The following is a 22,556-nucleotide window of genomic DNA, read 5'->3' as shown; positions in this document are numbered from 1 at the left end:
TGTTAAAGCATCATATTTTCGCTATTTGAATTACTAATCTACGGTTTTTGTTGCGCCCTAAAATAGTATCGTTAGTGTCTACAAAACGTTTTTCACCTAACCCATCGGTATGCACTTTAGTTTCATCAACACCTAAACTAATCATATAATCTTTAATTGCTTTAGCGCGTGTTTTAGAAAGGTCTAGGTTATTCCATCGACCGCCATAGCTATCGGTATAAGACGCTATATTAATTGACTCAATACTTGGATCATTTTTTAAGTATTCAGCAATTTTATCTAAACGTTGCTGCGAAGATTTAGTTAATTTACTGCTGTTAGACTGATAGTTCATTACCGTAAACGAAATATCTTCAAAGCTATATGGCAGTAATTCATCGCGGCATTGTAAAAAGGCCCAATAGGCTTGTTTAAAATTAACCCCCGACATGCCTACGGCAATTTTATCGGCACTATTTTGCCAGTCTTGATAATAAAAAGTAGGCTGATTACCTTTTTCAAGTTCGGTGAGCATTTCCCATGCGGTTTTATTACCCAGTTCGCCGTCAAACTTTTTAAGTAACTTCATGTCAGCTATATCGCGAACTGGCGTACCGGCACGCCATGCTGGTGGCACTGCTTTTAAGCCCGCAATAGCGTAATTATCAGGGCGAACAACCATATCTAAATTAAAAGTAAGATCTTTGTTTTTACTTGCATTAACATTAAATATGGCTTCGCCATAATATGGAACTTCATGATTTAACTGGCATTGTAAACGAGTGGTTTTAACTACTTGCCAATTAGAGTTGTCTTGATCGGCAATGTATTGGCGCATAGCACCATAGCTGCTATAGCTGCAAAGTGCGCTGGTAATACCAAGGCTAATAAATAACAACTTAAACTTCATCGGGAATTCTCCAGTAAATCAGTATTGCCAATAATTTGGCAAAATACCGTGTAATAGCACTTAATAGTAAACAATACTGAGTAAGCTCTAACTGTAAAGCAAATTGCATGCCTATAGTTTTAGCTGTAATTAATCAATAAATCCCCTAGCCGAAAGGCCCTCAATTTTGACATAATAGATGGCTTACACCTACAAACCAAGAAGACTATGGCAAATACTGAGCAAACACTTTTCGCAAAACGCTTTCGCGGCTTTTTTCCAGTGGTAATTGATGTTGAAACTGGCGGGTTTAATAAAGATACCGACGCTTTATTAGAAATTGCAGTATCTGTTTTAAAAATGGATGACGAAGGATTGCTTAGCATAGATCACACGGTGCACTTTCATGTAGAACCGTTTGCAGACGCTAACATTGAACAAGCGGCCATTGAGTTCAATGGTATTGATCCATTTTCAGCACTGCGCGGTGCCGTGCCTGAAGAGCATGCAATTAAAGAAATTTGCAAAGTTGTGCGCAAAGCGCAAAAAGCAGCCGGCTGCCAACGTTCAGTTGTGGTTGCGCATAATGCAGCATTCGATCATGGTTTTTTAAATGCAGCAATAGAGCGCAATAATATAAAGCGCACGCCGTTCCATCCATTTGTAAGTTTTGATACTACATCGTTAGCAGGGCTTGCTTTAGGGCAAACTGTACTTGCCAAAGCATGTAGAGCAGCGGGTATTGAATTTGATAATAGCCAAGCACACTCAGCACTTTACGATACAGAGCGTACCGCTGAGCTTTATTGTTTAATAGTGAATCGCTGGCAACAACTAGGCGGTTGGCCACTAGCGCCATTAGAAAACACCGATACTGAGTTACAAGTAGATGATATTGACAGCGATGATGCTAAAACGTCTGAGTAATTTTACCTTCGCTTAGTTTGACTAAATGGGGCGGATAAATACGCGAAAACTGCTTAGTGTCTTTTGCTATTTTAAGCTCCACACCCGGATGCATTAAATCGTTAACTTTTAAGTGGCTGGTGGCCAATAGTTGCATTATTTTATGCTTAATAAGCTGTTTTTGACGTTGTAACTGGGCAGTACGTGTTTGTATATGCTGCTCGTTAAGTTTTATTTTATCTAAATATAGTTGACGTTGTGCCGGCGCTGGGATTTTGTTGGCCTTAATTCGCGCATTTTTTAGCACAGCAGATTTATCAGCAAGCAGCTTTTCAAAGTCAAAAATTTCAGTTTGCTTTTCTCTCAGTTCAAACCAATGTTGTGCTAAAAACACCTTGGTTTTAGTTCCTGCGGGCGCACCCAGCTCACCAGTTTCAAGACGCAGTGCATCTAATATATTACCGCCAATTATTTTACCGCGCGGATTGTTCGCTTTTCCTACTCTAATTAATCGCTTAGCGCGTAAATCACAATGTAAAGCCTGGCGTTCAATAAAGAGATCTTGCGCTGTTTCTATGTGGCAATACTGCGCATATCCAACGCAAATAGTCCGCTGAGCAATTATGTGGCAACTAAATGCTTCATCAACTTCGCGCTTTCGGCCAATGGCACCTAGCATAATGGTTACTGCACCTTTACTGTGTATTGTTCCTGATTCTACAAAGCCTAAAACAGTAATGTCGCCATTCGCTTTAACATGCATACCATCTTTAATATCACCACTAATAATTACGCTACCGGTAAAGTTAATATGGCCGGTGCTTACATCTACGTTATCAAAACATAACACGTCATCCACACGCATTCCACGGGGGAGGGCAACAGGTACGCCTTTGCAATCAGCTATTAATATATTTGGGTTATTAGGATCTATTTTGGTTCCCTCAAAGGGCTGCAATTGATGCTCTTTTCCGGGCTTTGCTAAAATAATATCGCCAAATACAGTATAACCATCTTCACCTAAAGTAGCCGCAACTCGCTGCATAAGTGGCGTGCCTGGTTTTACCGTAATAATTGCCCCTAAATTTTTCATATCAACTTTACCGCCTTCCTTAGCTTGCGGGCTAAGTACGCGATCTTGTGCGGTTGAACACAAACGTACAAATTTGGCGTCAAGGCCTTTTTTAGGGTTACGGCCATGCGCAATAATTGCAGAATATTCGCTTCCTGCTGGGTGCTCAAATTGCTGTCCTAAAAAGTTATCTAAGGCTTGTGGGCTTATGCCCTTACTAATACCAGCATCAAAAAGTGCTTTTTGTGCGTCTTGCATTGATAGCAATACACCACCTTTTGCCGTTTTAATCGTTGCTTCGGCTACCATATTTTTGTCATCAATATTAATAGTAATAGCGGCATTAATTGCGTGTGCAACAATTAACGATTCGCTTTGATAATTTTTACTTTGCGCAAATAGCTTACTAATATTGACAGCTATAATCTCAAAGTCACAATACTGAGATTGCTCTATCAATGTTATTAACTGTGTTGTTGTTGCTATAAAACCACTGTCTATAGGATGCTTTAATAAAGACAAGTACCCTGTTTGTTGATTAAATGAGAAAACCGACATTTATAAATTCCCTACGTAATATGCCTGTTATTATTTTATTTTTTATATAAAGATCAAAATTTGTTATTAAATAAATTTTAATCTCGTATTTGAGCACAAAGCAGAGAGAGTGTTAAGTAAATGTTATTGCTTACTCGGGTTGTTTGCATAGCTTTGCCTGTTTAATGCACAATAGTGCTTAGTAAATAAAATAAAGCGTCGAAGGCCCTTGAGTATCAGCATGTTACTCGGTTATACTAGCCGTACGCTCTGAATGAGTTACTAATTCAGGGGCTGATTAGGATTCGACGGAATTCAAGAAGCCCAAGGTGCATGTCGAGGTGCGGTTTGCCTCGTTAAACAGCCGCAACCTAAAGTAATCGCAAACGACGATAACTACTCTCTAGCGGCTTAGGCCAGCTAGCGCTCCTTCTATGTATTCTTGTGGACTAGATTTTGGAGTGTCACCCTAACACCTGATCGCGATGGAAACCCTGGCCGGGGTTGAAGCGTTAAAACTAAGCGGCCTCGCCTTTATTTACCGTGTTTGTCCGGGACTTAAAGGTTAATTAAATGACAATACTAAGCATGTAGTACCGACGGTCGAGGCTTTTCGGACGGGGGTTCAAATCCCCCCAGCTCCACCAATATCGGTTTTTAGATTCGTTTGTCTAAAAACCCTAAAAAACCCGCAATGCTTGAGAAATCAAGCTTGCGGGTTTTTTTATGGCTAAAGGTTAATTAAGATCACAGACCCATTAAGCTATTCGCCAAAGTACCCACCAAGCCGGTAGCGCACTTCATTGAGTGTTGATTTTTGATGCAGTAACCGAAGCTAAGCTTTTAAAAAATGAAGGTTTAAATGAGGGGAGTAACTGAGAGTTTAAAACTGTCTGATGTAGATAAATTAATAATCAACCTTATTAGCAACGATCCTCATATTACAAACGCACAGTTAGTTGTCGCTAGCGAAACGTCGTTGAGCGCCATCTAAAGGCGGATTAAGGTTTTAAAAGAAGCTGGGCTGGTGAAGCGAATTGGCGCTAAAAAACGGGTTATTGGCAACTTAATACCTAATGCTCAAAAAACCAATAGCTTGTAAGAGATTTTAACAAGGTTTAACCACAACGATAGATAACTTCTTATAAAGCGCTGTAGCAGGCTGTGAAGGGCTTTTATGGGGGGATCTACCTTAGTAAATAATACTAAACTTGTATTGCTTTAGATTATTGAAAGTAAGTTGAGATTTGATACGTTTGTAAGGTTGCTGCTTAGCGATGAGATAAAGCAGTAAGTAGATACGAAGTAAACATTAAGCCAGCGCTAAGGCTGGCTTAATGTTTAATACAATAGCTTAAGTGCGGCTATTAACCGCTAACAAAAGGAAAGCTTAAATACAGCTGTATAATGAGTGCGTTGGTAATATCAATGAAGAATGCGCCGACTAAAGGTACTACTAAAAATGCCTGTGGTGAGGGGCCGTAACGAGATACTAAAGATTCCATATTTGCTACTGCGGTAGGGGTTGCGCCTAAACCAAAACCACAATGACCGCCCGCTATTATTGCGGCGTTGTAGTTTTTACCCATTACTCTAAAAGTAATAAAGTAGGCAAACAGCATTAGCATAACGGCTTGTACCAATATCATAAATATCATTGGGCCGGCTAAACTCAGCAGTTCCCATATTTTTAACGACATTAAAGCCATGGCTAAAAACATTGATAGCGCCATAGTGCCCCATAAGTCTATACAGGCGCGGCTTACCTTATAAATTTTAGAAAATTCAGTAAGGTTAGTAATAAAAACACCAAATAATAATGGGATTAAAAATGCTGGTAAAATAACGTCAATTGCTTTTAATGCGTCGTAGCCCATGCGGCCTAAGTACATACATAATAATATAACAAACAAGGTTTCCATCATTTTACGCGGTGTTACTAGGTCGTGATCATCTGGATCGAAGGTAACTGTGTCATCGCGCTCTTCATGGTATGAAGTGTCTGCTTTTAAGTTGTATTTATTAATGAGGCGCCTGCTGACAGGGCCGCCAACTAAGCCACCAAGAATAAGCCCAAGCGTAGCGGCTGCCATTGCCAGTTCAAATACGCTGCTTTGCATACCATATTCATTAATAAATAAATCAGCGTACGTAGCACCACTACCATGGCCACCAGAGAGTGTTACAGAGCCGCCAATTAACCCCATTAAAGGCTCCATACCGGTTGCTACCGCAATAGATATGCCTAAGGCATTTTGTACCAATAAATAAATTGTTGCGACGCCCAAAAACAGCGCGACTTTAGGGCCACCTTTAATTAATAAGCTAAAACTCGCACCTAAACCAACAGTGGTAAAAAACATGGTCATTAATGGGGTTTTAAAAGTCATATCGAATTGAAAGTTAATATCAAGGTAAACGTGCAGAATGGCTGCAATAATAGAAAAGGCAATACCACCCACAACGGGTTCAGGAATGTTGTTGTCTTTAAGAAAAGCAATTTTGCTATTGAGATAATAGCCTGCAAAAAGTATTAACAAAGAAACTAACAAGGTTTCTATAATAGAAATTTCAATATTCATAAGCGCATTTAACCTTTTTAATACGGTATATTTTTGTTTGCACATGAACCAAAGTTTGACCGTGAAGAGGTAATCAACAGATTAGCAGTTCAAAACTTTAGAGCGCCATAAGCAAAAGCAGTGCCTTGCAACTTAGCAAATCATTAATAAAAAACAGGCAAAGTTTAATTTTGAGGGCAGGAGCTTAGCATATACCGGTTACCGATCAAGATGCATATTTTAAGTTTGTATACTATTTTGCAGCAAACACAGCCATAAAGTAATTCTTATTCATTAGTTTTAATGTGGTTGTATTTTTTTTACAACAAACAAAGTTGGGTGTAATTGTTAAAAGTTGAATAGATAAAGGGACAGTTCATTTTTATTCGTTACGTGTTTGGGCTAATTTATAGCGGGTTATTAACTTTAAAATTGAATCTATAATTAATTGTTGTAAGCATATTTTAAACTTAATGCTGAGCTTTAATGTGCTGTGGCTTTACACAATGCTTATATTTTGTGAGCGCAATTTAAACTATGCGTGTTATACCTAATGGTTATACAAAATCACTAAAATAAGCCTCAATATAAGGTGTTATTCACCCTAGAGCATAAATATGGATTTATTGGCTACAGAGTTTGTTACTCCTTGTATAGCGCTGTTACTTATTGTACTTGCAGGTTTTACATCGTTTGTATCTGCCGCGTTTGGTGCCGGTGGCGGGCTGATGTTATTAGTTGTTATGGCATCAATTATGCCAATGACGGTCGTGGTGCCAGTGCATGGCTTAGTACAATTAGGATCGAATGCAAATAGACTAGTGTTGAGCATTAAACATATAGATAAAAGTATGTTTATTTACTTTACGCTTGGTGGGTTGGTTGGCGCTGGCATTTCTAGCACTGTAGTTAATGATATTCAGTTAGATGGTATGAAGTTGGCGGTTGCGGTATTTGTGGTTTATTTATTGTGGGGTAAAACGCCTAAATTTAAAAACGACTCAAAGCTGGGGCGTTTAGTTGCGGGTTTAATAACGGCATTTATTTCTATGTTTGTTGGCGCAAGTGGACCGCTAGTAGCGAGTTATTTGCATATTAATAATTATGACAAATTAAAGTTCACTGCAACGTTTTCTAGCATTATGACCCTACAGCATGTGTTAAAGGCGTTTGTTTATACTGTTATTGGGTTTAACTTTTGGCAATGGTTGCCATTGGTGATAGGTATGATTGCCAGTGGTGCGCTAGGCACCTGGTTAGGTATTTATTTACTTAAACGTATGCCTACAGCACGTTTTAAAGCTATTTTTAAGGTTATATTAACACTTATGGCTTGCCAATTGGCTTGGCAAGGCATAAGTGAAATATTGCTATAAGCAGATTATTTTACCGCAGCTTTAATAGGGCTGTCGCCATCAAAAAGCTCAAAAATACAACTGCTATTACATTGGTTTTGCGCAATGTTAAATAAAACATGAGCAACGTTTTCTCGGCTTATTTTTGCATTTGAACGATCGCTTGGTCGTGTTGTGCTAATAAGCATTGATGCAGCTTCGTTGGTTAATGCACCCGGTCGTACAATGGTATAACTAAGGCCGCTATTTATTAGGTATCTGTCTGCCATGTGTTTAGCTACTAGGTAAGGTTTTAGATCACTTTGAATTGCATCAGGATCGTCAGCACCTAACGAGCTCACCATAATAAAGTGTTTAACACCGTGCTCTTTTGAAAAGTTAATTGCCTTAGTAGCAGCCCACAGATCAATTAATAAGGTTTTATCAGCACCTGTACCGCCGCCTGAGCCAGCAACAAATATAACTTGCTCACAGTCTTTTACTACGTCACTAAAATCGCTTTCTAAATCTTGTTCGATAATAGTTAAATGTACGCTATTTAAATCACTTAGTTTATTTTTATTGCGCACTAAAGCGATTACATTATGCTCATGCTGGAGTAATAACTCGGTAGTCATTTTACCAATTTGCCCGCTTGCGCCAATAATTAAGGTTTTACTCATCATTAACTCCTAAATTTGTTTGCTATTTCAGCTTACAGTAGATCGTGACTCGTTGGTATACCTTTCAAGTATAGCTAACTGATTAAATTTTATTACGAATTAAATCACGCACTATAAAACGAGCAGGGTGAATAGCTTGGCTTACGCGCTCGCTGAGCGGGCGCGGCTCGTTGTTTAAACTGCTAATTAAGTGTTCACTGCAAAGTGGCGCACTGCATAAAGCACGTGCACCAAAGCCGGTGAAAATATGTAGCCCTTGTTGTTTTTTACTTAGGGCTTGGTACTGATAGCGTTTACCTAAACGTAAATTAGCAAAGGCAGTTAGGTAATCGCTTTGCTCTACCCACTCTCCTGCCATAGGTAAGTGATCAATAAAACTACAACGCACTGCGGCTTTTGCTGCGGTTATATTGCCTAAGCTAGTTGCAAAATTACAGTGGCCGTAAAAGTTGAGTAATTGCTCGCGATTACTAAGGTTGTCTTGCTCAGTTACTTGTCGGCTTTTGGTGTTTTTTTCAAACGTTGCCCCCATGCAATGATGATCTAAATAAGCGGGTGTAAAATAGCCTTTATGGCACAGCACTGTTTTTAGTTTAGTTGACTGCTCACTTGCCTGCACATGCGATACTTGCCCGCGTACACCAACGATTGGTAGTGCTTTAGTTTGTGCAAATGCATCGCTGTGCTCACCTGCACATATAATTACATCGCTAAAGGGGCCAAACTGTTTGCCGTTACTAAAAAGTAGCCAGCCGTTGCTGGTTTTTTTTAACTGTTCTATATGGCAGTTAAAAGTACTTTTATAAGGCGCCAAACAATGGGCGGCGCTCAACATAGCATTAACTAGTTGTGGTGGGTTTACCCAGCCACCTTGTTCAAAATATACGCCAGAATAACCAGTAGTAACTCCGGCTATAGTATCTCCTTGCTCTGCGGTTACGTTACGCATTAATGTTTGTGGCCATAATTGCTGCTGGGCTAAATTTTCATGGCGATCAACGAGTGGCTGTTTTACTGCATGCTGCAATACGCCGCACCAGCTATGATCAAAACTAAAGCCATCATTGAGTAACTGTTTATAAAGCCGTTTGGCATATAAAAAGCTATGCGCAAATAACTCGCTGTGTGGGGAGTTTTTTGCTTGTAAATGAGGGTATACCGCCCCTTGCACGTTGTGCGATGCCCCCATAGCGGGTGCAGCATCTTGGCAAAATAATTGGCTGCTAATACCTCGCTTAGCTAGGCTGTATAAAATACAGCTGCTGGCAATACCACCACCAATTACCGCCACATTACTAAGCGGGCTTACATCGTGATTAAAATAACTTGGCGCCGATTGCGTATCGTTAGTGTGTTTTAATGTGCCAATTAGCATGCTACGTTTGTGCGCAAATCCTTTAACTTTTTGCATGGTAAAGCCTGCATCACTTAACCCACGACGAACAAAGCCGGCAGCGGTAAAGGTAGCAAGGGTGGCTCCTACTTTTGAAATGTTAACCATGGCATTAAACAGGCTTTGCTGCCACATGTCAGGGTTTTTACTCGGTGCAAAACCATCTAAAAACCAAGCATCTACTATACCTGAGCGCGGATAGCTCATTGTTTTAATCGATTCCAGTGCATCACCAAAATATAAATCGAGCACGATTGTCCCATTATTAAATTCAAGTCGATGGCAGCCTGCTAAATTAATGGGATACTGGCTGATAAGTTGCTCACTTAATAAATTAAGTTCAGGCCATGCTGTTAATATTTTGCTTAAGTCGCTTACACTTAATGGGTGTTTTTCAAAGGCAATAAAGTGTAGTCGCTTTACACCATAGTTTAGTTGCTTTTGAACTTGTTGGCGTGCAAGGTGGTCAGTAAAGTGCTGGCATGTATTTAAAAAGTTAAGGCCAGTGCCAAAACCGGTTTCGGCTATAACAAAATGTGCTTGGTCATGACTTTGTAACCGTGTATCTATATTGTTTTGCTGATAAAACACATAATAAGATTCAGCTAAGCCATTATCGTCAGAATAATAAATATCATCGAAGTCATTGGCAACAGGTGTGCCTTGGTAGTTAAAGTGAATGTTGGCGTTTTTTATCATGACCCATTTAATTTTAGAGATGAAATTTTTTAATTATTTTACGTGTTTTCTTTGAAATAGTCTGGCGTTATTTATAAGCTAGCAGTTCAGAGTACAAGTGTACGCTAGAAAGCTGACCACTTAGGTGATTAAATTCGCGTAAAATAGAACGCAATTAAGTATTAAGCTAAGGGAATTACCCATGAGAAGAGCCGTAATTACAGGTATCGGTGTTGTATCAAGTATTGGTAACAACAAAGAAGAAGTATTAGAATCGTTAAAAACAGGCCGTAGTGGCATTGCGTTTAACCAAGAATTTGCCGATTACAAGCTACGTAGCAACGTGTCGGGCAAAATTGATATTGACGTTAAAGAACATGTTGACCGCAAAGCAATGCGTTTTATGGGTGATGCTGCTGCCTATTCTTATATTTCAATGACGCAAGCGATTGCAGACTCAGGTTTATCTGACGAGCAAGTGTCGAACGAGCGTACGGGTATTATAGTTGGTTCTGGTGGTGGTTCATCTAAATGGCAAGTAGAAGCGGCTGATATTTTACGCGAAAAAGGCGTAAAGCGTGTAGGTCCTTATATGGTGCCACGTACTATGGCAAGCACCACGTCTGCATGTTTAGCAACACCGTTTAAAATTAAAGGTGTTAACTACTCTATTAGTTCTGCATGTGCTACATCAGCGCACTGTATTGGTAATGCAGTAGAACAAATTCAACTTGGCAAGCAAGATGTTGTTTTTGCTGGTGGTGGTGAGGAGCTGCACTGGACTTTAGCAATGGAATTTGACGCTATGGGCGCACTTTCTACTAAGTACAACGAAACACCAGAAAAAGCATCGCGTACGTACGATGCAAACCGCGATGGTTTTGTTATATCTGGTGGTGGCGGTATTGTTGTGGTTGAAGAGCTTGAACATGCTCTTGCTCGTGGCGCACATATTTACGCAGAAATTGTTGGCTATGGTGCAACGTCTGATGGTTACGACATGGTTGCTCCTTCAGGCGAAGGTGCTGCACGCTGTATGCGCCAAGCTATGCAAGACGTAGAAAGTATTGATTATTTAAATACGCATGGCACATCTACTCCAGTGGGCGATGTTAAAGAGCTTGGCGCTATTCAAGACGTATTTGGTGGTAATTCACCAATGATCAGCGCAACTAAAGCAATGACAGGCCATGCCCTAGGTGCGGCGGGTGTTCACGAGGCTATTTTCTCTTTATTAATGCTAGAGCATGGCTTTGTTGCACCATCAATTAATATTGATGAATTAGACGAGCAAGCTGCAGGCCTTGATATTGTTACTGAACGTCGTGATGTTGAGTTAAATACTGTAATGTCGAACAGCTTTGGCTTTGGTGGTACAAATGCCACTTTAGTTATGAGTAAATATAAAGGTTAATTAGTTTCTTACTAAATACCCAAAGCCGAGCATTGCTCGGCTTTTTAGTTTGTGCAAAGCCTAGGTTGTTCGTTACAATAGCGACCCTTAATTGCCAAACGGACTCTGTATGAAAATTCTTGCCGATCAGAATATGCCTTTAGTTGAGCAGTACTTTGCAGACATTGGTGAAGTTGAGCGTTTTGATGGGCGACAATTAACAGCCGATCAACTAATAGACGTAGATGTGCTGCTTACTCGCTCAGTCACTCAGGTTAATAATGAGCTTTTAGCACACGCTAACAAACTAAGCTTTGTTGGCACCGCAACAATTGGTGTTGATCATATTGATACGCAATTATTAAATGATAAAAATATTGCCTTTAGTAGCGCGCCAGGCTGCAACGCAATTGCGGTAGCCGAGTATGTAATAAGCAGTTTATATGCATTAAGCCAAGAAAACGCCCGCCCACTTAATAATCAAACAATAGGTATAGTTGGCGTAGGCAGTATTGGCAGTTGTTTGGCGCAAAAATTACAAGCGCTGAATTTAACTGTACTTTTATGTGATCCAATAAAACATGCGCAAGGCTTATTAAACGAGCACGTAGCACTTGATCAATTACTTGCGCAGTCAGATATTGTAACTTTTCATGTTCCGCTTATAAAAAGTGGCGAGCATAAAACGCTGCATATGATGGATAAAGCCAGATTAAAAGCGCTCAAACCCGGGCTTACGTTAATTAATGCAAGCCGTGGTGATGTGATTGACAATCAAGCATTATTAGAAGTGATGCAAGCGGGTGCCGATTTAGATTTAGTGCTTGATGTATGGGAAAACGAACCCACTATTTTAACTGAGCTACTAGAGCATGTGCGCTATGCAAGCGTTCACATTGCAGGGCACACCCTTGAAGGGAAAGCCCGTGGTACACAAATATTGTATCAAAAGTTTTGTGAACTAAAAGGGATAGAAGCAACAAAGTCGCTCGACGAATTTTTACCCGTGCCTGCAATTACGCAAGCTACATTAGGACAAAGTTTTAATGAAGCTGATATTGCGCGTTTGGTGCATTTAATTTACGACGTACGCCGTGATGACGGTATTTTACTGCGTGATTTAGCGAATAACGGTTTTGATAGTTTACGTAAAAACTACCCTGTAAGACGAGAATTTAGCACTTTAACAATACAAGGTGATAGCTCGCAGCTAGCCGCTTTAGCCCAGCTTGGGTTTACTGTTGCAAACTAATTTAACTAGCGATGTTGTTTTAATATCGCTTAAAGAGGAATAAATATGTCGCAAAAATATAACGTTGTGGTACTTGGTGCTACAGGTTTAGTTGGTCGTCAAATCATTGAAACATTAGCAGATCGTAAATTTCCAGTGGATCAACTTTTTTTACTTGCTAGCAGCCGCAGCGCAGGCGAAGACATTAAGTTTTGTGGTGAGACCATTGAAGTACTAGATGTTGAAGGCTTTGACTTTAGCCAAGCGCACATAGGCTTCTTCTCTGCTGGTGGTAGTGTGTCAGAGCAGTACGCGCCAATTGCTGCAGATGCTGGTTGTGTAGTAATCGACAATACATCATTTTTTAGAAATGATTTTGAAGTCCCTCTAATCGTACCAGAAGTTAACGCAGCAAGCTTAGCCGATTTTAGAAACCGTAACATAATTGCCAACCCTAACTGTTCAACTATTCAGATGATGTTGGCACTAAAACCAATATACGATGCTTACGGAATTGACCGTATTAATGTATCAACATATCAAGCAGTGTCGGGCGCAGGTAAAAAAGCGGTTGATGAGTTAGCAAAGCAAACCGCTAACTTAATGAATGCCCGCCCAGTTGACAGCGATATATTTCCTAAGCAAATTGCGTTTAACGTGATCCCACAAATAGATGCATTTGAAGATAACGGCTACACCCGTGAAGAAATGAAAATGGTTAACGAAACGCATAAAATATTAGGCGATACTACCATTGCAGTAAACCCAACGTGTGTAAGAGTACCGGTGTTTTTTGGTCATTCAGAGTCAATCAATATAGAAACACGTATGCCATATGACCTTGAACACGTAAAACAGTTATTAAACGACGCGCCAGGTGTTGAGCTTATTGATGATGCGGGCGATTACCCAACAGCGGTATCTGATGCCAGCGGTAATGACACAGTTTATATTGGTCGTTTACGCGCCGATATTTCACATCCACATGGTTTAAATATGTGGGTTGTAAGCGATAATACCCGCAAAGGTGCAGCAACAAATAGCATACAAATTGCAGAAGAGCTTATTGCTAACTACATGTAATTACTTATAGCTTTAAAGCAAAAAAAAGCGGTAAACATTATTTGTTTGCCGCTTTTTGTTTATATGGCTGTCAATTAATTGCCGCATATAATTTAAAAGCGTATAAAGATGTTGATGTAACAGATTTAAATACTTTTAATTATAAATTTAAGGTATTTATTTTCAAAGTGTTGCGATGGATATTAGTGGCTAACTGGTTTATAGTTTGTAACTGGAATAGAGCTTGCAATAAAAATAGATTGTAATAAAAAATGTGAGTCAGCCATTTGGTTGATAACGGCAAGAATAATCAATGTTTATGCGCCCACTTTGTGGCGCTACGTTAACATTTAAACATTAAAGGATCAGCATGCGCGGTTTAGCTTCACTTATTATATTGGCGTCTGCATTGATAGTCACTTCTGTTTACTCTCAAGACAGTACCCAACTAAAGGGGCCTAAAGGCGTTGACTATGGTGTGCAAGGACGAGCAATAGGGCCAATAAAACCGACCGATACACTCTGGCGTATTGCTGTTAAAGTTCGTCCTGATAACTCTGTAAGCATTTATCAAGTTATGCAGGCCTTGTATAACAAAAATCCAAATTCATTTTTAGAACAAAACCTTAACCACATGCAAAGTGGTGCCTATTTAAACATACCCACCTTAGCTGAAATTAAAAGTGTTAGCTCTGAGCTAGCAAGACAGCGCTCTGAACAAGACGACAAGTTATGGGAAAAAAAGAAAAACGGCACGCTAACGCAAAGCGAAATTAATACAGCTCAAACCAAAGTAACGCAAGCGCGTAAAGTTGACGTAGACGAAGCTAAAAAAGAATTACAAAAAGAATTAAATGACATAAAAACGGATCAAAGTAATAGATTAGTTGAGCTGCAACAGCAATTTAAAAGTTCGGTAAACAATGTTGAAGAAATATTAGTAGAGAATAACAAGCTTAAAAAACAACTCACAGGTATTTCACAAGAGCTAAAAAACTTACGCGAGCAACTAGGGCAAGACAGCGAAATACAGCTGCAACTTAAAGAATTAATAGTTAAACAAAATGAAATAATAGCGCAACAAAAAATCAAAGACGCCAAACAAGATGCCGAATTTGACTTAGGAGCCTTGCTATCTAATCCGCTGGTTTTAATTTTGTTAATGACTATACCTGCATTATTAATTATTTTTGCCGTTGTAATGTTGTTACGTAAACGCGCAAATAACACAGAACAAAATAACCAAGAAGATGAAGAGTTTTTACCGCAAACTCCCGTTTATAGCAGTGATGACAGCGATGATGTTGTAAGTGCAGCTAGCCACGACGATCCTATTATTCCTGATCCGTTGGATGATTTAAGTGTTCAATTAGATGACGGTATTTCGGATGACGCGCTGTTAGATGACGATGTAGCGTTTGACGACTCATTAGACGATAGCAATTTATTAGATCAAGATGAGTTAGAAAGCTTACTGAGCGATGACATCATTTTTGATGATGAAGACGGCCAAGACGATGATGAGCTCGATATTTTTATGCAGCAAGGCTTTGATGAGCCTGTAGATGACAGCTTAGAGGACACTATTGATTTAGACTTAAACACATCACAAAACAGTGATGATATTTTAAGTGCTGATGATTTAGATAGCTTATTTGATGAAGACGATAGCTTACCAGAAATTGAATCGAGTGATAGCGACAAAGTAGCACCAGAGAGTGGGGATTCTCACGATGAAATATCTGCCTTTAGTGAAGAGTTAGCAAGTGAAGATGACGATTTTGATATTGATGATTTATTAGAATCAGAGCAATCATCAATACCAAGCAATACAGAAGAGTTGGTAGAGGAAAACGACGACTTTGACTTAGATGATATCGACAGCTTAATCGATGAAGTAAGTGAGCAGGACGATGATCTGCCTGAAAAGCAAAGCAGCGCTACAGAGCTAGTTGAAGAAAACGACGACTTTGATTTAGATGATATCGACAGCTTAATCGATGAAGCAAGCGAACAGGGCGATGATCTGCTTGAAGAGCAAAACAGCGCTACAGAGCTAGTTGAAGAAAACGACGACTTTGATTTAGATGATATCGACAGCTTAATTGACGAAGCAAACGTTCAGGGCGATGATCTGCTTGAAGAACAAAGCAGCGCTACAGAGCTAGGTGAAGAAAACGACGACTTTGATTTAGATGATATCGATAGCTTAATCGATGAAGCAAACGTTCAGGGCGATGATCTGCTGGAAGAGCAAAGCAGCGCTACAGAGCTCGTAGAAGAGAATGACGACTTTGATTTAGATGACATCGATAGCTTAATCGACGAGGTTAGTGAACAAGGCGAGGAAGAGCAGCCTGAAACACCGCTTGAAGAGCAAAATAATACAGCTGAGTTAGTAGAAGAAGCCGATGACTTCGACTTAGATGATATTGACGATATCGACAGCTTAATCGATGAAGTTAGTGAACAAAGTGAGCAGGGCGATGAAAAACAGCCAGAAATAGCGCTTGAGGAGCAAAATAATACAGCTGAGTTAGTAGAAGAAACCGACGACTTTGACTTAGATGATATTGACGACATCGACAGCTTAATCGACGAAGTTAGTGAACAAAGCGAGGAAGAGCAGCCTGAAGCAGCGCTTGAAGAGCAAAATAATACAGCTGAGTTAGTAGAAGAAACCGACGACTTTGACTTAGATGAAATTGACGATATCGACAGCTTAATCGATAACTTAGACGACGATCTTGATGAACATGATGCACAAATAGATACAGCCCTTGCTGAATCAGTAGAGGATTTAGAAAAAGCGCAGCAAGAGTTAAATAGTGACGACGCTGAATCTGTTGACTCTTCATTAAGTGAAAATACAGAGTCAGCACTTGAGTCAGAACCAGAGCTTGCAGTAGAAGAGCAAGACGATTTTGGCGACTCAATTATAGAGGATTACTCAGATACATCGCAGACGTTACTCGATCCTGAAGATGCGCTTGAAGAATATAATGACGATAATTTAAAAAGTGTTGATGAGCTTTTAAATGAGCTACAACAAGCATCCGATGATGAAGAGTATGTAGAACCCCCTCAGTGGTCGGTTGATGATTTTAATGATGTAACAGAAGCCGAATTAGGTGACGACCCTCTAGGTATTGAAAATGATGAATCTGAATTATTAGCAGATGAGTCAGTGCCTGATGTAGCAGCGCCAAGCGAAGAGCTTGATGTAGACGAATACCCTGAGCTAGATCTGAATGACGATGCAATACTAACAGCAGATGAACAGCAAGCGTTTACTCCGCAAGAGCTGCAAGGCGATAACCTAGATGGTGATGCTAAAGGTATGGCCTCGAGTCAAGCTGAACAAGATCTTGCAAACTCGCTACTAGCCGGTGGTAATTTAGATAGTTTAAATGATGACTTTGACGATGAACTATTAATTGAAAATGATTTTACAGAGCTCGATAGTGAACAACAAAATGAAGATGAATTATTAGCAATAACCTCACCACCAGAGGTTGATACAAGTAATTCGTCTGAGCAGCAATTAAATGATGACGTTAGTGATGATTTGCTTAACGAAGTAGACGATATTCAAATTGAGCAATTAAATGAAGAGTTAGATGAGAAGTTAATTGATGAGCAAACAAATGTAGACCGTGAAGCGGCATTAATGCCAACAGAGTTACCGCATAACGGTGAAGTTGCATCGGATGATGAGCTTGATGACGAGTTTATGGCCGATTTAACTCAGACCGACTTTGATGCATTACTAAATGAATTAGCCGATGCCGATGAGCTGGATATTGCAGACAGTAGTGAGTTTGACGTTGATTTTAATAACTTACTCAGTGATGAAATAGATACTGATGAATCAGCTTTAGTGCCACAGCCAACTGTTAACAGCAATACTATTGAGCAAACTAGCAAAGATGAGTTTGTAGATATTGATGCGTTATTAGAGCAAAGTGACGACGCAGATACAGAGCACGAACCTTACGATGATGTGAATATGGACGTAGGGCTAGGTGATTTTGACTCATTACTGGCCGGCGATAACCCAACAGATGTTGATGCTGAAAGTGGCGGTTATTCTGCTAAATTAGACTTAGCCCGCGCTTATATTGAAATAGATGATTTTGACTCAGCGCTTAAGGTTATCGAAGACGTTATTAATAAAGGCCCTGAAGAAGTTCAACAAGAAGCGCTTAGCTTAAAAGCTAAACTTAAATAAAATAAAGAGCATAAATTTAAAGCCCGTAATTTTACTAATTACGGGCTTTTTTAATCGGGATAGGTTTGATTATAGCGCAGCTGCTTTTATTGCATCGCTAGATAGCATAAAATGCCCCGTTCATTAGCACAGTAGGTAAAGCAGTAATTATGCGAGTAGCACTTGGAGTTGAATACAACGGCGCACGCTATAGTGGTTGGCAACGACAATCACACGTAAACAGCGTACAACAAGAAGTAGAAACAGCGTTATCGCGTATTTGTAATCATCCGGTTGCAATTGTATGCGCAGGGCGTACCGATGCCGGTGTGCATGGTACTGGGCAAGTTGTGCACTTTGATACAGATGCACCACGCGATATGGTGGCATTTACTTTAGGCATGAATACATTGTTGCCAAAAGATATTGCTATTCGTTTTGCTCAGCCAGTGGCTGATGATTTTCATGCTCGTTTTAGTGCTACAGCACGCCGTTATCGTTATGTTATTTATAATAACCCACTTCGTGGTGCGGTATTAAACGAAGGTGTTACGCACTTTCATCACACGCTTGATGAAACTAAAATGCAAGAAGCGTGTCAGTATTTAATAGGTAAATACGACTTTACGTCGTTCCGCGCTATTCACTGCCAAGCAAATACTGCTATTAGAACAATTCAGCATTTATCGGTACAGCGCCAAGGCACTTACGTTATTATAGATATTAAAGCCAATGCTTTTTTACATCATATGGTACGTAATATAACGGGTTGTTTAATGGATATAGGCTTACATAAACAACAACCTGTTTGGCTAAAAGAATTGCTAGATTTAAAAGAGCGAGCAAAGGCAAGTGCAACCGCTAAAGCTGCCGGTTTATACCTGGTAGATGTTGATTATCCTGAACAATTTAACATACCTAAAACGCCATTAGGACCTTTGTTTTTACCAGATATTAGTATTTAATTAGGTGGTTTTTAACTGTTTAATCTAAGCGCTGGCAACTACTAAGACCAGTTTTTGATACCGTGTTAGTGTAATTCATGTTTTAATTGAGAAAATTTGTTTGCATGATAAGCATGCAAGCTCGCGACACAGAACAGCATTAAGAGAGTTGCAAATGAGTTGGCTAGAAAAAATCTTACCTAAAACGACAAAAGCATCAGGTCGTAAAGAAATTCCAGAAGGTGTTTGGGCTAAGTGTACATCGTGTGATTCTATTTTGTATAAAGCCGAATTAGAAAAAGCATTGAATGTATGTCCTAAGTGCGATCATCATATGCGTATTAGTGGGCGTAAGCGCCTTGAGTATTTTTTAGATGAAGGTGACCGTGTAGAACTTGGTACACAGCACGAACCTAAAGATGTGCTTAAATTTAGAGACTCAAAAAAATACTCTGACCGTATTACAGCGGCGCAAAAATCAAGTGGTGAAAAAGACGCGCTTGTGGCAATGAAGGGACATTTAAAAGGTATTCCTGTGGCTGCTGTAGCATTTGAATTCTCATTTATGGGCGGTTCAATGGCATCGGTAGTAGGTGCTCGTTTTGTTGACGCTGTTGATCAATGCTTAGAGCATAATATGCCACTTATTTGTTTTTCGGCTTCTGGCGGCGCACGTATGCAAGAAGCACTTATTTCATTAATGCAAATGGCTAAAACCAGTGCCGCGCTTGCTAAAATGACAGAAAAAGGCTTACCATTTATTTCAGTTATGACTGATCCAACAATGGGCGGTGTTTCTGCATCGCTTGCTATGTTGGGCGACATTAACGTAGGCGAGCCAAAAGCATTAATTGGTTTTGCAGGGCCGCGTGTTATTGAGCAGACAGTGCGTGAAACACTCCCTGAAGGTTTTCAGCGCAGTGAATTCTTGCTTGAACACGGTGCAATAGACATGATTATTGACCGTCGTGAAATGCGCGATACATTGGCACGCATTTTGGCTAAGTTTATGAACTTGCCTTCTACTGAGCAAGAGCATAGAGTAGCGTAAATTTAAGCTTTATTGATCTAACGCTATGACAAAAACAATTCCTAGCCAATCATCAAGCCTTGATGATTGGCTTTTTTATTTAGAAAGTGTTCACCCTGCAAATATTGCAATGGGGCTAGAACGCGTTGCCAGTGTTGCTAATAACATTGGGCTATTAAACACCTCAAGTAAAATTATTTTGATTGCCGGTACCAATGGTAAAGGCACCACAGCACGCTGCCTAGAGTCGTTACTTTTAGCGCAAGGCCTGAGCGTAGGTACGTATGCTTCACCACATTTAACGCACTATAACGAACGTGTACGGGTAAATGGGCAAGAGCTTAGCGACCAGTATCATGTTGATGCCTTTCATTTACTAGAACAAGGGCGCAAAGATACCGCACTCACTTATTTTGAATATGGCACCTTGGCTGCGCTGGCAATTTTTAAGCGCTGTGAGGTTGACTACGTACTCTTAGAGGTAGGTTTAGGCGGGCGTTATGACGCCACTAATATTGTTACGCCTTTTGCGAGTGTTATTACCACTATCGATTTAGATCACAAAGAATACTTAGGTGATACGCGCGAACTCGTTGCTTATGACAAAGCGGGTATTTTTCGTGAAAATACGCCGGCTATTATTGGCGATTTAAATATTCCCCATACCATGACTGATTATGGCGATGAAATAAATGCCAAGATGGTTTTATCAGGGAGTGATTTTATATTTAAAGAACACGCAGATACCTTTAGCTGGCAATATCAACAGTACAACCTTGAATTAGCTAAACCAGCAATTCCTAGTCAAAATGCAGCAACAGCGTTAACCACGCTAAGTGTGTTAAATTTACTCCCGAGTGAGTCGGTGATCAAAGCCTGTTTAGCAAACCTGGTTGTGGAAGGGCGTTTTGAGCAGTTAAGCGACCAACCCTTGGTATATACCGATGTAGCGCATAATCCTGAATCGGCTCGATATTTAGCAAGTAAATTACTAAGCTACAAAGATAAAGGCTTTAAAATTCATGCATTAGTCGCTATGCTTGCCGATAAAGATAAAGCAGGTGTGCTTAAAGAAGTAAGCCATTTAGTTGAACAATGGTCGTTAGCGAGTTTAAATGGCCCTCGTGGTGATAGCGCTAGCAACTTACAAAATGCGCTACAAAGCATACCGCATAATGATATTAAGCATAGTTATAATAGCGTAGCAGCAGCACTCGATGTAATTTTGCCAACACAACAAAACGACACAGTTTTGATTGTTTTTGGTTCATTTTTTACCGTTGCTGGCGCTATTGATTACTTTAAAAAATAGAGAGAATATCGGTGAACTCAAGTTTTATAAATCGCTTAGTCGGAACAAGTATCGTGGTAATAGCAGCAATTGTGTTTATACCTAACATACTTGATGGTGAAAAAGTGCACTATAAAGAAGGCTTTAAAGCGATTCCAGAACGCTCTGAGTTCAAAACAATCGATCTGCAGCAAGAAATTGATGAAAACGTAGCCGGGGCAGACTCGTTGCAACAAGATGAGATAGAAGACATTCAAGCAGATGATATCGCTTTTGAACAACAAGCTAACATTGCTCAAAGTGACAATACATCAGAAGCTAAAGTGGTAGAGGCGGTAATAGCACCTAAAGCTCAACCACAAGCAGCTGCGCCGGTACAATCAATCAAGCCACGCCAAAACAATGAGAACCTAACCAGCATGGCTTATGTCATTCAATTAGGTAGTTTTTCTCATGCCGCAAACGTAAAAGCGCTGCAAGCAAAGCTGCAAGCTAAAGGGTTCAAAACCTTTACTAAGCCAGTAAAAACGCCAAACGGTACATTAACTAAAGTATTTGTTGGCCCATCGCTTAATAAAAATGAGTTACAAAAGCAATTACCAGCACTTAAAGAGCTAACTAAGCTCAATGGTAAAATAACGCAATTTGAAGTAACCAAGTAACGTATTGCACCTAGCCTTGTGTGCAAGGTTAGGTGTTTTTATTAGTCGTATTACACTTCTCATATGTTGGTCAAAACTATTTTAATTAAGGTTAAAATTTACTGTTTTGGGCAACCAGTTATCTCCCGCTTAAACTTGCATATTAACGATGTTTAGGTATAGAATGCGCCCCAAATTAGCGACTAATTGGTTCTTATGATCTGGGTTGATTACGCCATTCTTGGCATTATTGCACTATCTACCGTCATCGGTTTAATACGCGGCTTTGTTAAAGAAGCTATGTCATTAGCTGTATGGGCTGGCGCTTTTATCATCTCTAGCTTGTTCTATCAATATTTAGCTTCCTTCCTAACTACCATTTCTGAACCCCTTTTAAGAAATGCAGCGGCCATAGCCATATTATTCTTTGTGACGCTATTGTTGGGCGGTTTACTAAACTACATTTTAGGTGAATTAGTACAGCGTACTGGTTTATCAGGCACCGACCGTGTTTTTGGCATAGTGTTTGGTGCTCTTCGAGGCGTGTTGGTCGTGAGCGCGTTACTCTTCTTTCTTGATGCTTTTACAGGTGCGCCTAATACGCATTGGTGGGGCAACTCTATTTTGATTCCGGAATTTGGCTTTGTTGTTGAATGGTTTTTTTCATACCTTGAAAACAACTCAAGCTTTTTAAATTCAGTAAACCGTTAATCGGCGAGGAT

At 39.9% G+C, this 22,556-nt stretch carries 16 protein-coding genes and 1 other RNA gene; 12 read left to right on the top strand and 5 right to left on the bottom strand.

Features of this window, described 5'->3' with window-relative positions:
• Positions 1-10 precede the first annotated feature (10 nt).
• Positions 11-889 (bottom strand): flagellar protein MotY, encoded by an 879-nt coding sequence (locus tag AAEZ22_RS04625; RefSeq protein ID WP_086998494.1) that lies wholly within the window; start codon positions 887-889, stop codon positions 11-13.
• A gap of 207 nt (positions 890-1,096) precedes the next feature.
• Here AAEZ22_RS04625 and rnt point away from each other — a divergent pair, with 207 nt between their 5' ends.
• Complete coding sequence (gene rnt, locus AAEZ22_RS04620) at positions 1,097-1,795, top strand: ribonuclease T (RefSeq protein WP_011328771.1); 699 nt, start codon at positions 1,097-1,099, stop codon at positions 1,793-1,795.
• On the opposite strand, the gene AAEZ22_RS04615 is transcribed toward rnt, so the two are convergent.
• Positions 1,779-3,404, bottom strand: coding sequence for a flagellar assembly protein A (locus AAEZ22_RS04615; RefSeq protein ID WP_011328770.1), 1,626 nt, complete (start codon positions 3,402-3,404; stop codon positions 1,779-1,781). The genes rnt and AAEZ22_RS04615 overlap by 17 nt on opposite strands.
• A 269-nt stretch (positions 3,405-3,673) precedes the next feature.
• On the opposite strand from AAEZ22_RS04615, the gene ssrA reads away from it, so the two are divergent.
• Positions 3,674-4,030, top strand: a transfer-messenger RNA (tmRNA) gene (gene ssrA, locus AAEZ22_RS04610).
• Positions 4,031-4,750: 720 nt separating this feature from the next.
• Here the strand turns inward: ssrA and gltS are convergent.
• Complete coding sequence (gene gltS, locus AAEZ22_RS04605) at positions 4,751-5,965, bottom strand: sodium/glutamate symporter (protein ID WP_352296303.1); 1,215 nt, start codon at positions 5,963-5,965, stop codon at positions 4,751-4,753.
• Positions 5,966-6,561: 596 nt separating this feature from the next.
• Between gltS and AAEZ22_RS04600 the strand changes: the two genes are divergently transcribed.
• Entirely contained in the window at positions 6,562-7,320 is a 759-nt protein-coding gene (locus tag AAEZ22_RS04600) for a sulfite exporter TauE/SafE family protein (protein WP_086998482.1), read from the top strand.
• A gap of 5 nt (positions 7,321-7,325) precedes the next feature.
• Here AAEZ22_RS04600 and AAEZ22_RS04595 read toward each other — a convergent pair whose 3' ends face one another.
• Entirely contained in the window at positions 7,326-7,961 is a 636-nt protein-coding gene (locus AAEZ22_RS04595; protein WP_011328740.1) for an SDR family oxidoreductase, read from the bottom strand.
• A gap of 82 nt (positions 7,962-8,043) precedes the next feature.
• Positions 8,044-10,053 (bottom strand): bifunctional tRNA (5-methylaminomethyl-2-thiouridine)(34)-methyltransferase MnmC2/FAD-dependent 5-carboxymethylaminomethyl-2-thiouridine(34) oxidoreductase MnmC1, encoded by a 2,010-nt coding sequence (gene mnmC, locus AAEZ22_RS04590; protein ID WP_352296300.1) that lies wholly within the window; start codon positions 10,051-10,053, stop codon positions 8,044-8,046.
• Between the two features lie 181 nt (positions 10,054-10,234).
• Between mnmC and fabB the strand changes: the two genes are divergently transcribed.
• The 9 genes from fabB to AAEZ22_RS04545 all read left to right on the top strand — a co-directional run bounded on the left by fabB (position 10,235) and on the right by AAEZ22_RS04545 (position 22,545).
• Entirely contained in the window at positions 10,235-11,446 is a 1,212-nt protein-coding gene (gene fabB, locus AAEZ22_RS04585) for a beta-ketoacyl-ACP synthase I (protein ID WP_011328738.1), read from the top strand.
• A gap of 109 nt (positions 11,447-11,555) precedes the next feature.
• Positions 11,556-12,677 carry a 4-phosphoerythronate dehydrogenase gene (locus tag AAEZ22_RS04580; protein ID WP_086998476.1) on the top strand — a complete coding sequence of 374 codons (1,122 nt, stop codon included), beginning with the start codon at positions 11,556-11,558 and terminating at the stop codon, positions 12,675-12,677.
• A gap of 45 nt (positions 12,678-12,722) precedes the next feature.
• Entirely contained in the window at positions 12,723-13,739 is a 1,017-nt protein-coding gene (locus AAEZ22_RS04575; protein WP_011328736.1) for an aspartate-semialdehyde dehydrogenase, read from the top strand.
• A gap of 349 nt (positions 13,740-14,088) precedes the next feature.
• Positions 14,089-17,949 carry a FimV/HubP family polar landmark protein gene (locus AAEZ22_RS04570; RefSeq protein WP_352296297.1) on the top strand — a complete coding sequence of 1,287 codons (3,861 nt, stop codon included), beginning with the start codon at positions 14,089-14,091 and terminating at the stop codon, positions 17,947-17,949.
• Positions 17,950-18,098: 149 nt separating this feature from the next.
• A complete protein-coding gene (gene truA, locus AAEZ22_RS04565) occupies positions 18,099-18,893 on the top strand; it encodes a tRNA pseudouridine(38-40) synthase TruA (RefSeq protein WP_086998470.1) in 795 nt (264 codons plus the stop codon).
• A gap of 154 nt (positions 18,894-19,047) precedes the next feature.
• The gene (gene accD / locus AAEZ22_RS04560) at positions 19,048-19,923 is read left to right on the top strand and encodes an acetyl-CoA carboxylase, carboxyltransferase subunit beta (RefSeq protein ID WP_011328732.1); all 876 of its coding nucleotides are present in this window, start codon (positions 19,048-19,050) and stop codon (positions 19,921-19,923) included.
• Between the two features lie 25 nt (positions 19,924-19,948).
• Positions 19,949-21,214 carry a bifunctional tetrahydrofolate synthase/dihydrofolate synthase gene (folC, locus tag AAEZ22_RS04555; protein ID WP_352296294.1) on the top strand — a complete coding sequence of 422 codons (1,266 nt, stop codon included), beginning with the start codon at positions 19,949-19,951 and terminating at the stop codon, positions 21,212-21,214.
• 11 nt (positions 21,215-21,225) lie between these two features.
• A complete protein-coding gene (locus tag AAEZ22_RS04550; RefSeq protein ID WP_352296291.1) occupies positions 21,226-21,855 on the top strand; it encodes an SPOR domain-containing protein in 630 nt (209 codons plus the stop codon).
• A gap of 195 nt (positions 21,856-22,050) precedes the next feature.
• Positions 22,051-22,545: a CvpA family protein gene (locus AAEZ22_RS04545; RefSeq protein ID WP_041454502.1), complete on the top strand. Its 495-nt coding sequence runs from the start codon at positions 22,051-22,053 to the stop codon at positions 22,543-22,545.
• Positions 22,546-22,556: the final 11 nt, after the last annotated feature.

Source organism: Pseudoalteromonas sp. 20-MNA-CIBAN-0454 (genome assembly GCF_040308685.1).
Taxonomy (GTDB): domain Bacteria; phylum Pseudomonadota; class Gammaproteobacteria; order Enterobacterales; family Alteromonadaceae; genus Pseudoalteromonas; species Pseudoalteromonas nigrifaciens.
The sequence above is the reverse complement of the archived record's forward strand: the minus strand, read 5'-3'. Positions and strand labels throughout refer to the sequence as shown.

Excerpts from the sequence above, each read along its gene's own strand:
- AAEZ22_RS04580 (WP_086998476.1), top strand. The coding sequence starts at position 11,556 with ATGAAAATTCTTGCCGATCAGAATATGCCTTTAGTTGAGCAGTACTTT.
- fabB (WP_011328738.1), top strand. The coding sequence starts at position 10,235 with ATGAGAAGAGCCGTAATTACAGGTATCGGTGTTGTATCAAGTATTGGT.
- AAEZ22_RS04625 (WP_086998494.1), bottom strand. The coding sequence starts at position 889 with ATGAAGTTTAAGTTGTTATTTATTAGCCTTGGTATTACCAGCGCACTT.
- folC (WP_352296294.1), top strand. The coding sequence starts at position 19,949 with ATGACAAAAACAATTCCTAGCCAATCATCAAGCCTTGATGATTGGCTT.
- AAEZ22_RS04570 (WP_352296297.1), top strand. The coding sequence starts at position 14,089 with ATGCGCGGTTTAGCTTCACTTATTATATTGGCGTCTGCATTGATAGTC.
- accD (WP_011328732.1), top strand. The coding sequence starts at position 19,048 with ATGAGTTGGCTAGAAAAAATCTTACCTAAAACGACAAAAGCATCAGGT.
- AAEZ22_RS04545 (WP_041454502.1), top strand. The coding sequence starts at position 22,051 with ATGATCTGGGTTGATTACGCCATTCTTGGCATTATTGCACTATCTACC.
- gltS (WP_352296303.1), bottom strand. The coding sequence starts at position 5,965 with ATGAATATTGAAATTTCTATTATAGAAACCTTGTTAGTTTCTTTGTTA.
- rnt (WP_011328771.1), top strand. The coding sequence starts at position 1,097 with ATGGCAAATACTGAGCAAACACTTTTCGCAAAACGCTTTCGCGGCTTT.
- truA (WP_086998470.1), top strand. The coding sequence starts at position 18,099 with ATGCGAGTAGCACTTGGAGTTGAATACAACGGCGCACGCTATAGTGGT.
- AAEZ22_RS04615 (WP_011328770.1), bottom strand. The coding sequence starts at position 3,404 with ATGTCGGTTTTCTCATTTAATCAACAAACAGGGTACTTGTCTTTATTA.
- AAEZ22_RS04575 (WP_011328736.1), top strand. The coding sequence starts at position 12,723 with ATGTCGCAAAAATATAACGTTGTGGTACTTGGTGCTACAGGTTTAGTT.
- mnmC (WP_352296300.1), bottom strand. The coding sequence starts at position 10,053 with ATGATAAAAAACGCCAACATTCACTTTAACTACCAAGGCACACCTGTT.
- AAEZ22_RS04600 (WP_086998482.1), top strand. The coding sequence starts at position 6,562 with ATGGATTTATTGGCTACAGAGTTTGTTACTCCTTGTATAGCGCTGTTA.
- AAEZ22_RS04595 (WP_011328740.1), bottom strand. The coding sequence starts at position 7,961 with ATGAGTAAAACCTTAATTATTGGCGCAAGCGGGCAAATTGGTAAAATG.